Origin of the sequence: Methanoregula sp. PtaB.Bin085 (assembly GCF_002067035.1) — an archaeon.
In the GTDB taxonomy this organism is placed as follows: Archaea; Halobacteriota; Methanomicrobia; order Methanomicrobiales; family Methanospirillaceae; genus Methanoregula.
The window spans coordinates 25,850-37,071 of the sequence record NZ_MVQB01000042.1 but is presented as its reverse complement, the minus strand read 5'-3'; the positions used below and the strand labels follow the sequence as shown (position 1 = coordinate 37,071).

General features: G+C 59.6%; 9 protein-coding genes. 2 read left to right on the top strand and 7 right to left on the bottom strand.

Annotated elements, in window-relative coordinates:
- On the bottom strand, positions 1–2,123 hold a 2,123-nt coding region (locus A4E33_RS08895; protein ID WP_292347378.1), incomplete at its 3' end, for a CARDB domain-containing protein.
- Positions 2,124–2,637: 514 nt separating this feature from the next.
- Here A4E33_RS08895 and A4E33_RS08890 point away from each other — a divergent pair.
- Positions 2,638–2,763 (top strand): hypothetical protein, encoded by a 126-nt coding sequence (locus tag A4E33_RS08890; RefSeq protein WP_292347377.1) that lies wholly within the window; start codon positions 2,638–2,640, stop codon positions 2,761–2,763.
- Positions 2,764–4,317: 1,554 nt separating this feature from the next.
- On the opposite strand, the gene ilvA is transcribed toward A4E33_RS08890, so the two are convergent.
- The 6 genes from ilvA to cofD form a co-directional block, all read right to left on the bottom strand.
- Positions 4,318–5,526 carry a threonine ammonia-lyase gene (ilvA, locus tag A4E33_RS08885; protein WP_292347375.1) on the bottom strand — a complete coding sequence of 403 codons (1,209 nt, stop codon included), beginning with the start codon at positions 5,524–5,526 and terminating at the stop codon, positions 4,318–4,320.
- 44 nt (positions 5,527–5,570) lie between these two features.
- Positions 5,571–6,062, bottom strand: coding sequence for a nucleoside deaminase (locus tag A4E33_RS08880; protein WP_292347373.1), 492 nt, complete (start codon positions 6,060–6,062; stop codon positions 5,571–5,573).
- A 1-nt stretch (position 6,063) separates the two neighbouring features.
- Complete coding sequence (locus A4E33_RS08875; protein WP_292347371.1) at positions 6,064–6,501, bottom strand: hypothetical protein; 438 nt, start codon at positions 6,499–6,501, stop codon at positions 6,064–6,066.
- Positions 6,502–6,619: 118 nt separating this feature from the next.
- Entirely contained in the window at positions 6,620–7,828 is a 1,209-nt protein-coding gene (locus tag A4E33_RS08870) for a HEAT repeat domain-containing protein (RefSeq protein ID WP_292347369.1), read from the bottom strand.
- A gap of 156 nt (positions 7,829–7,984) precedes the next feature.
- Entirely contained in the window at positions 7,985–8,911 is a 927-nt protein-coding gene (locus tag A4E33_RS08865; RefSeq protein WP_292347367.1) for a PEGA domain-containing protein, read from the bottom strand.
- A gap of 96 nt (positions 8,912–9,007) precedes the next feature.
- A complete protein-coding gene (gene cofD, locus A4E33_RS08860) occupies positions 9,008–9,910 on the bottom strand; it encodes a 2-phospho-L-lactate transferase (protein WP_292347365.1) in 903 nt (300 codons plus the stop codon).
- 40 nt (positions 9,911–9,950) lie between these two features.
- Here cofD and A4E33_RS08855 point away from each other — a divergent pair, with 40 nt between their 5' ends.
- The gene (locus tag A4E33_RS08855) at positions 9,951–11,159 is read left to right on the top strand and encodes an HD domain-containing protein (protein WP_292347364.1); all 1,209 of its coding nucleotides are present in this window, start codon (positions 9,951–9,953) and stop codon (positions 11,157–11,159) included.
- Positions 11,160–11,222: the final 63 nt, after the last annotated feature.

The window sequence follows — 11,222 nt, the reverse complement described above, 5'->3', positions numbered from 1 at the left end:
GTATCAATACCGGACTCAGCCCGCGCAAGGCGGCATGCACATGTCCGTTCGGCAGATCGTGTCCCGGTATACCGGCTCTCGAAATCGGCATGCTCGGCGCAGATGATGGCATCGCGGACAATGTAGTCCAGTGACGGGTTGCAGACCTCGATGAGATCGCAGGAGTCCGACTCGGTGTTCATGCCGATGGTCGGCCCGTCATCGGTGGGCCAGGCGTGGGAGCAGGGGGTATCCGCAGGAGCCCACTTTGCACCTGTCGAGCACGCTGCGCAGGGCGGGCAGTAACTCCCGCCGCAGTCGATGCCGGTCTCGTCGCGGTCCTGAACATTGTTGTCACAGGTGAAATTGAAACTCCAGGTCGTGTTAAGGCAGTTGTTCAGCTCCCGGCTCGGTGCGGGGGTGATCTCGTCCACGTCATTGTTGCGATCAGCACAGACCTCGACACGGTTCTCGGGATATGCCGGCCTCCACGTGCCGGGGAAGGTCAGCGTCTGCGACGTCCCGGGTTCCAGGAGGGGGGCATTGCCTGTCCCGATATTGCGGTAGTTGATGTTCAGGCCGGTCACCGAGATCCCGGCGGGGGAGGTTCCCTGGTTCCGGATCGTATATCTGATAACATAATCGCGGCACGGGGGCGTGCACTCGTAGAAGACGTTACTGATGATGAGGTCGGGTTTCGGGGTAACCGGTGCCGGGATATCCATGCAGGTCAGGTCGAAAGAATCGGCATTGTTGGTCTCGTCCATCTCCGTTACCCGGTTGTCATGGTCGGCAACAATGCGGATGGTGTCGGACGCGCCCGTGCAGGTCCGGTAGGAGTAGTTCTGCCAGAACTCTTCCTCCCGGGATTCGCCCGGTGCAAGCGGATTGACACCATCCTGGATCTGGAAAACTCCTTCAATGAAAAGCCCGGTCTCGGTGAACGGGCTGTACTCTTTCCCCTGGTTCTTTATCTCGTACCCTATCTTCCGGGTGTAATTTGCGAGGGGGGACGTCCAGTACCGGCGGATGACAAGGTCCGGCTGCTGTCCAGATGTAGGCATGACCGAGCAGTTCCAGGTTACGGTCAGCTCGTTGTTGGATTCGTTCTGCTCGATCAGCGTGTCTGCATAATCGATGACAACACGGATAGTGTCCGACGTGCCCGAGCAGATGCCGCGGTACCCGAACTGCCCTTCCCATCCGGAGTCACGGGATGTTGATGCCGTAGCTGTTGTTGTGGAAACCCAGGTTCCATCGATATAGAGCCGGGCGTCCGCCGAGAGCGCCCCGGAGGTATTGCGGCTCCTCATGTGGAACCGGATATTCTCGAGCGGCGTATACGTACGGGTCCCGTACGTGAAGTTGCTCTCTCCAGCATGCCAGATGTCCAGCAGTTCGAGATCGGGCACGATGGTCACGGCAGGGCAGGTATACTCGCGCTGCCGCACATTGTTCGTTTCATCGGATTCGGCCACGGCCCCCCCGATATCTGCAACGGCACCGAAGAGATCGGAGCTGCCAGAACAGGTCCCGCTGTAGGAGAACTCCTCAACCCGGTATTCCCCGGGGTTCAGCGAGGCAACGGAGTCCTCCCCGACCTGAACCCCGTCGATAAAGAGCCGGGTAGTGCTCGGACCGGCAACGCCGCTGCCACGGTTCTGAATCATATACCGGAAGATCCGGTACGTGGGCCAGGCCTCGGTATACACATCACTGATGATAAGGTCAGGGGTTCCGGTCACGGGAACCGGTGTCGTCGTGGTTACTGTCTCCGGGCTCTTGTGGCAGTACATGGGCTGCCGGGTCTGGCTGTACCCGCAGAGGGTCAGCTGGTTATTGCACAGGCCGACACCCAGCTGCTTCCCGCTTTCAAGCGTATAACAGGAACAGCCCCGGGAGCAGGAGACCGGGATCGCAGCTGTTGTCGTGACCGTTACCGGTATTGCATAGCAGTACTTCGCAGTTTTCCCGTCAGATGCGCAGATTGTCTGCTTTCCACCGCAAAGATCATTGTATCCCATCTTCTGTGCCTCGGCAGGGAGAAGGCAGGAACAGGACGAGGGACAAAGGATGGTGGCGGCAGATGCGGGAACAGCGAGGAGCGATATAAGGATCAGAATCGATACTCCATAGCATAACAAACGTTGGCTCACAAGGCATACCACCCACACTGTGTTGTGCAACAATGAATTGAAAGGAATATTTCAGCATTTCGGTTCCGGAAAAAGGTACAGTGTCCCTAAGAGACCGCACCAGAAAAAAAATGGAACCGGATCATCCTCCGGGAAAACGACACATACCATCGATGCAGACCGCTCCATAACCGCATCGTATCCCGCAATATCCGCAATTCATTCTGTCGGTATTTGTGCTCACGCAGGTCATAACGCCATCAATGCTACAGAGTGCATATCCATCCGATCCGACCGGGCAGTCCGTGCATCTCCTCCCGCTGCACATCGTCGTACCAGGGCAGCGTCTGTTGCAAATACCACAACTGGTCACACTGGTATTCAAATCCACGCACTGCCCGCTGCACAGGGTTAACGGAGGATCGCACCGGCAGGCACCATCTTGGCAAGTCTGGGCGTATCCACATGAACGGCCGCATCCACCACAGTTATAGCTGCTTGTATTGAAGTTCACGCATTCCCCATGACAGAATTCGGTACCTGCGGGGCACTCTTCGCAGATACCACCACTGCAAACCTCATGAGAACCACAGGCGTGCTGGCATTCGCCGCAGTTATTCCGATCCGTGGAGATATCTGTGCATACTGAGTAATCACCATCGCTCGCCGTGCAGGAGATCTCGCCACTATTCTCGCAGGAAGTACAGTTTCCCCGGAAGCAGTACTGTCCTGCAGGGCAGGCATTCCCGCACGCACCGCAGTTTTGGGAGTCGCGACTGGTCACAACACACGTATTATTACAATCAGTCAGGAGAGAGTCAAGACAGCCAAGAGCCGAACAGTACCCTTCGATGCAGGGTGCACCCGCAGGACAGATATTTCCTGTCCCGCCGCAGTTGGCAGGATCTGACATAAAGTCACTGCACCGGCCCCCGACACACCGTTCACCGGATCTGCACCAGTGCCCGCAGGAACCACAGTTATCGGGATCTGTTGAGAGGTTGACACATCCGTCAGTACAGGTGTCAAGACCGAAACGCATCCTGCACATGGAAAGGGAGGCCTGCCTGATTGGCGATTCCTGTGGGCGACCTCCCAGAACTGATGAGAAGAAAACACCGACCATCGAGAGAAGACCCGCGTCCTCATTACCTCCTGAAGCGGATGAAGCAATGCCTGGACCGGGCGGAATCGGGATTGGTGTCGTTTTAATAACAGCCGGGATCAGGACCGGGGCGGGGCTGGAGTTCCCGGCCAGCATGCTGTAGCAATACCGTGTTACCTTATCTTCAGTGGTCCCAAAAAGAGCTCCCTCTGCCGGTGCGGCCGTGCACGGGGTCTGTTTACCGTTACAGTACTTCAGGCCTTTTGCACCAGCATCTGCCGGCAGGAGGCAGGCACAGCCGGCAGCGCATGATGACAGGTTCTGCAGGGGGACGACTTGTACAGCCCTAATCGCTGCTGAAGGCGCGGATTTTGGCGCGGTTGGCGGCGGAACGGATGTCGGAACGCTCGTGGCCGCCGGGATGCCAGATGTCCTTGTGATGAGCGTTGTCACATCCGAAGGAGTTTGCGGCGGTGTGACATAGCAGTATTTTTTCACACCGTTCTGGTCCATGCCGCACAGGCTCTGTACCCCGCCGCACAAACTGAGATGTCCCATCTCACCGAGCGGCTCAAATAAACAGGAACAGCCGGGCGAACACTTCACGTAAACCGGCTCGGTCGTTGGTACGGGACGGACCCCGGTTACGCGCAGCTGCGGCAGGGTTGTGGTCACAGTCACCTTTACCGATCTGGCATAACAGTATTTCGAAATCTTCCCTTCAGACCCGCAGACCATCTGCGTACCGCCACAGAGGCCGGGGGCGTTGATCTTTGCCGCTTCTGCCGGTAACAGGCAGGAGCAGGACGAGGGACAGGTCTCAATCGATGAGAACGCTGCCCCAAGGGCGGGACCGGAAAGAAGCGATACGAGAATCAGGATACCCATTCCGGAAAATAACAAACGTTGGTTCACAAGGCATACCACCCACACTGTGATGTGCAACAGTGAATAAAAAGCAGTATATGAATGTTGCGATCCCAAAAAAAATGGTGCAGTCCCGGAAGTGCCCGTACGGGAACTGCACCATGCAGTCGGTTCTCCGCCATACCACTTTTCGGAACGGGATGATCTCAGCCGATGGGTCCCTTCCGGATCTCACGAGCCCGTAGTTACCGGGTACCCGGCGTTTGTGATGGCATCCAGCAGAGCATCGGCATGTTCACGCCCCCGTGTCTCGACCTCGATCTCAACACGGGCCATCATCACCGGCACGTCCCCTGCGCCCTCCGTATGGTCGATGTGGACGATGTTTCCCCCCTGTGTAGCGATTACGGAAAGAAGGCCGGCAAGAGCTCCCGGGCAATCGTTGAGCATGACGGAAAACCGGAGGATCCTGCCCTGGCGTGCCATGGCCTGCCGGACAATCCGGAAGAGTTGGGCTGAGTCGACGTTCCCGCCGCTGATGACGAGGACGACCGTGCTCCCTGCCGGGATGGCGATCGATCCGCCAAGGAGTGCCGCAAGCGGGGCAGCCCCCGCGCCCTCCGCAACGATATGTTTGCGTTCGAGCAGGAGGAGCATCGCATCAGCAATGTTGTTTTCAGATACAAGTACAATGCTGTCGACAAGATCCCGCAGGACCGGAAATGTCCTGCTGCCGGTTTCCGCCACCCGGATCCCGTCCGCAATGGTCGCCTGAGCGCTCACCCGCACCGGTGTCCCGGCCGAAACAGCTTCAGGAGCCGACGGGCAGGCAGCAGCCTGGACGCCGACGATACGGATACCCGGCCTGAGCGCTTTTGCTGCCGTTGCGATACCGGCTATGAGTCCGCCGCCCCCGACCGGCACGATGATCAGGTCCGTTCCCGGGAGGTCTTCGAGGATCTCGGTGCCGATAGTACCCTGCCCGGCAATGACCTCGTCGTCGTCATACGGGTGGATGAACAGCATCCCCCCGCGGGCCAGCTCCCCGGCCCGCGCGATGCTCTCCTCGAGCGAGGACCCGTGCAGCAGTACCTCTGCGCCATAGCCCCGGGTCGCCTCCTGCTTGGCTATCGATGCCCATGACGGCATGACGATGGTTGCCCTGACTCCGGCCGCGTGGGCGGCAACAGCCACCCCCTGTGCATGGTTGCCGGCAGATGCAGCCACAACGCCGTGCTCCCGGACAGCGTCAATCCGGGACAGGATCGTATTGGTTGCCCCCCGTACCTTGAACGAGCCGGCCTTCTGGAGCATCTCCAGCTTCAGGTACACGCGGGCGCCGGTCCGTTCGGAGAGCGTGGGTGAATACACGAGTGGTGTCCGGATGATATGCCCGGCGATCCGTGTTTCAGCAGCCCGGATATCCTCCAGCGAGACCATGAATGAAGAACCGTTGTCCAGGCTTATGAGGGTTACGGCGGCAGTCAGAGATCCCCGATATCCTCGCTCCAGAGCCGGGGATTCTTCCGGATGAACTCTGCCATCATGCGGGTGCATACGGGGTCGTCACAATCGATCACTTCTATCCCGTGCTCCTCCATAAACACACGTGCCCCGGTGAAATTTTTCGATTCACCGGCAACAACCTTCGGGATGCCGAACTGGACAGCTGCTCCCGCGCAGAGGAAGCAGGGCATAAGCGTGGAGTACAGCACGGTGTCCCGGTACGTCCCGATCCGGCCGGCATTCCGGAGGCAGTCAATCTCGGCATGGATGACCGGGTCCCCGTCCTGCACCCGCCGGTTGTGTCCCCTGCCGATGATCCTGTCCCCCTTCACGAGTACCGATCCAATCGGAATCCCGCCTTCAGAAAGCCCTTTCTCTGCCTCGGCAACTGCTTCCCGGAGGTACGGGTCCGCAGGAGAATTTCGGAATGACTGTTCCGGTGTATGGGGTGTGCTTTTCGGCCGACGCATGTTACCACCGATCCGGGATTCCGTCGATGAACGGGGCCCCGAAAATCCAGACGATCAGGAGCACCGATGCCGCGATCTGGTTGTAGTACGGCAGTGATGCAACCGTGACCACGCCGAGGGCACAGACCCAGATGATAAAACCGATGCAGGAGATGGCAAGCTGCACCATGTCCGTAACACCGTCAGCATACCAGAGATACAGGACCGTTCCGAGAATACCGGCAACCATGATCCAGCGGGCCATCAGCGGATACCAGGTTTCGGATCCGGAAATATAGGAGGTAGTCCCGTAGATCGCCACAAAAAGCGCAAGGGTCTCCACCGGGACGTACTTGACCAGCCGCTCGCGGTAGGAATCGTCAGGGATACCCCGGTTAACCCGGCCGGAAGCATCCAGGAGTACCGTGTCGCGGTTTCGTTTCGTAATGACAAGCCGCATGGTTCCGTTCACCTCTCGCTCAATGATGCTCTCGGTTGCGGAGAAGATTAATGCTTCTCTCGTGAGAATTCCCGGAAAAACGATCTGACTGGAAAAAAGAAAAAAAATCGTGTCGTCGTTACTGGGCCGCGTTGCGCTTCTTGATCATCTCAAGGGCCTCGAAGGCCTCCTTGCGCACGCTGGGGTTGTCGTCGGAGAGCATATGGGTGATGTGATCGACGGCCTTCTGGTCGCCGATCTCGCCCAGCAGCATGACCGCACGCTTCCGCACATCGACCTGCTCGTCCTTGAGCACCATGATGAGCGGTGTTGTTGCCGGCGAACCGAGCATCCAGAGCGCTTCCATCGCACCGTTCCTCGAGCGGATATCGCCCTCACGGAAGATCTGCATGAGCGGGGCGATGGCCGGGACTCCGAGGGCGGCAAGGGACCGGACCGCCTCGATCCGGACCAGTCGTTCGGGATCGCTGAGTTCCGCGATGATTGGAGCGATCGCTTTCGTGTTCCCGATCTGGCCCAGTACCTCGATAGCTCCCCTGCGGATACCGGGACTCTGGTCGTTAAGGGCATAGATCAGGGCGTCCACGGCCGGTTCCCCGATGGTGACAAGCGCGAGCGATGCCCTTCGGCAGACTTCCTCGTTGGGATCGACCAGTGCACGGATCAGCGGCCCGATGGCATGTTCGCCCAGCGAGCACAGGGTCGCCATTACGGCCATGCGCACGTTCTCCTTGACATCGTTGAGGGACTCGATCAGAGGCGAAACCGCCCGCGGGTCGCCGATGTGGCCGAGCGCAACAGCGCTCTCGTGCCGGACCCCCGGGTCCGGGTCCTTGAGAGACTCAACAATGTGGGGAACGGCCCGGATCTCGCCGATGATACCCAGGGCCTGGACGGCGCCACGGCGGATCAGGGGGTGGCTGTGCCGGGTCGACTGGATGAGCGGACCCACCGCCGGCTCCCCGATCAGCTGGAGAGCCCGGATGGTCTCCTGACGGACATCGTCGCCGGGCTGATCCAGCGCCGCGATCAGCGGGCCGATCGCCGGTGCGCCGATCTTGCCGAGCGTATCGGCAGAACCGCGCCGGATGATCCAGTTCTCGTCCCGCAACCCGTGGATCAGGGGGTCGATGAAGGGCTCTCCCAGGTCGCCGACCGAGCGGACTGCCGCCCAGCGGGCGTCAAGGTCGCCTTCGGTCAGGGCCCGGAGAAAGTTGTCCGTGCGCTCCTTCTGTGCACGGACGCGTGCCTCCTCCCGTTCGCGGCTCTTCTCCTGCTCGACCTTTCCCGATCCAAGGACATTGCCGAGTTTTTTGATAATGCCCATAACGATTCCTGAACGAATATTAGAATAAAATCATTCAAATAGGTATCGCATACCCGGATTGTCAGATTCTGCCGCTCCGGCTGTTTTTTCGCGCCTGCTGTCAAAACCAGCCAAAAAACCGGCTGATGCCGGCGGCAATGCAGGAAAAGGGAGGTGTTATGAAGCGAAACCGAGCGTGAACTGAGCTGTTCCGGAGGTTGTCTTGGGCACATCGCTCACGTACACCGTATAGATACCTGTCGGCATCGTGAGGTCCGTGACAAACCGGTAACTCCACGTCTGGTCGCCCTTTACAGAGAACGAACCGAGCTCAACCCCGCTGCCGAACCGTTCAGGACCGAAAAGCACGACCCTTACCGATGGTGCGTTCGTGGTGCACCTGCCGGAGAGGATTACCGTCTCCCCCTTGGCAATGGCATAACTGCTCGGGCTGACACTGACAATCCCGTTGCCAATGGCCGTAAACTCCTTCCGGACGGAGGCGGTCTTCCGTTCACTCTCTGCAAGAATGGTATAGGTACCCGGCCGGATTTTGGAACCCGGGTTCCACGTGAAGCTCCAGATCCCGCCTGCACCGGGCCTGACGCGGTCGAGGACGACACCCTTCTCGTATATGCCGGGCCCGAACAGGGTCAGGGAAACGGTCCCGGTCCCGGTCGCAATCCCGGAGAAGAGAACGGAATCACCAACGATCAACTGGTCCCTGCTCACCTGGAGAGTCAGGGCGACGGGCTCTTCCGTGGCAACGGGAGTGATGCCCGTCTCTGGTTCTGATGCCGCAAGGACGCTCATGGCAGCGACATAGTTCGCATCTCCCGGCACTACCGTAATGGCAGATTTCCAGCTCTTGTATCCCTTCATCCGGAATTCGAGGGTATGGCTCCCCGGATCTATGCCGGAGATCGTGGCAGGAGCTGTCCCCCGGTACTCGTTGTCGAGGTAGATCTCTGCACCGGCTGGCGTTGAGGAAAGGTGGAGCGTCCCTTTCTCAGCGGACTCCCCGGAAAGGCACCCGGCCATCAGGACAGCGATGAAAATGATGATAAGAAGGTTGCGAATCATGGTCAGCCACGCAGTTCTCACGATAACCGTTATTCCGGAGCGTTATATAGATTTGCAAAATTGTATCCGGGAGCATGGGGTGGCCTGCAGCCCGTTTTCCGCTCCCGCGGGAGGCTGTCAGGCAGTTCGGATCAGGGAGAGGATATCCCGGGCCAGTGCGATGCTCTTGTCCTCATCTGTCATCAGGGTGTCGAAACGGACGGAGTGGCTTATCTCGACCTCGTCGCGGACATCCTGCACAAACACGTCGGGGATCCCGTTGTAGCAGTTGAATGTCCCGATCGCGCTCGGCTCGTACCCGGCCGCCTCCATCAGGGCGCCGGCCGGCCCGCTGACCGGGGCGTGGCCGATGAACGGGCTGATGGCTACGACGAACTTGTCCTTCAGCGCGGGCTTCATCCCTTCGCAGGTGAGGATCGGGAGGATGCTCGTGATCGGGTTCGAAGGGCCAATCACGATGGCATCGCTGGCATCGATCACCGCCAGCACCTCCTCGGTAGCAACAGGGGGCTCGTTGTAACTCCGGACAACCTTCCGGATATCGATCTTCCCTTTTCCCCGGACCCAGTACTCCTGGAAATGGATCATGCCGAGGTCGGTCTCCACCTGGGTGGTCACCTCGGTGTCGGTCATCGGCAGGACGGTTTCGCGAACCCCGAATCGCTCGCAGAGCACTTTCGTCACGTTGGTAAGCCGCATGCCGTTCCGGAGCATGTCGCCCCGTACGATGTGGACGGCCCGGTCCCGGTCACCGATGGCGATGAACTCATCATACCCGAGGCGGGTTGCCTCCTCGTGGGAGGCAAAGGTGTCGTTCCTGACTCCCCACCACGTGTCGGTGTTGAGGATGCCGGCGAAGAGGTACATGACCGTGTCGATATCCGGCGAGATGTGGTTGCCCGAAATCCAGATGTCCTCTGCCGTATTGACGACGACTGCGATCTCGTGCCGGTCCATCACTTTCTGCATGCCCCGGAGCAGTTTCGGGGTGCCCGTCCCGCCCGAAAGAAACGTGATCATTACTCAATGCTTTTTATGCCATGTATATGAAGATTCTTTAGTGAACCTGAAGATCATCAAGGACCCGGTCCACGGGTATGTCGAGGTGGAGGACTTTGCCCTTGCCCTCCTCGACTCCCCGCAGCTGCAGCGACTCCGCTACATCCGCCAGCTCGGGTTCTCGTTCCTGGTGTACCCCGGGGCTAACCACACGCGGTTCGAACACTCGCTCGGCACTATGTTCCTTGCGGATGTCGCCGCCCGCCGGTTCGCGTTGAACGACAGGGAACGGATGCTCGTGGTTGCCGCCGGGCTCCTCCACGATATCGGGCACGGCCCGTTCTCGCATGCCAGCGAGCCCCTGATGGAGGAGTTCCTCCATGTCACGCACGATGATATCGGGCAGGTGCTCGGCGGGGGGACCCGGGACATCCTGCAGGAGTACGGGATCGATCCGGCCGAGCTCTGCAGCATCGTCAGGGGAAACCACCGCCTCTCGGGGATCATCCATGGGGATCTCGATGTTGACCGGATGGACTACCTCCTCCGGGACGCGTATTATACCGGCGCCCCCTACGGCACGGTGGATGCACAGCGCCTGATCCGGCACCTGATCCAGGCCCCCGATGGAAGCACCGTGCTTGACGAGAACGGGGTGAACGCTGCGGAATCGCTCCTTATTGCCCGGACGCTCATGCGGCCGAGCGTCTATTATCACCATGTCAGCCGTATCGGCGAGAGCATGTTCCAGCTCGCGGTGCTGGAGCATACCGGGGGAGGGAAGGAGGAGGCGATCCGACGACTCATGGCCATGGACGACGCCGAATGCATGCACGCCCTCCGCACCTCGGAAAATCCGGTAACCCGCGGGCTCGCGGACCGCCTGTACTGCCGTAGCCTCTACAAGCGTGCACTGTATGCCACGACCGATCAGGTGAACACCCCGGTATTCCATAACGGGGTCCCGATAAGTACCTGCCGGAACTACGCGGAGAAGATCGCCCGGGCTGCCGGTATCGAGCCCCACGAGGTGCTGGTTGACATCCCCGCCGTACCACGGGAGCTAACGCTTGGCGTCCGGGTCCGGAACCAGCACGACGTTGTCAGCTTCGAGGAGTTCTCCCCCCGCATCCGGACCCTGAATGCCACCCGGCGGGAACAGTGGCGTCTTGGCGTGTATACCCCTCCCGAGCATCGCGATGCTGTGGCGGATGCGGGATGCGCCGTGCTCCACATCAGGAAGCCCACCCGGCAGGACACGCTTTTCTGAAAGTATTTCAGACCTCCCGGGGCATAAATAAACAATAATATATCCCTGGTCCCAAACATCACC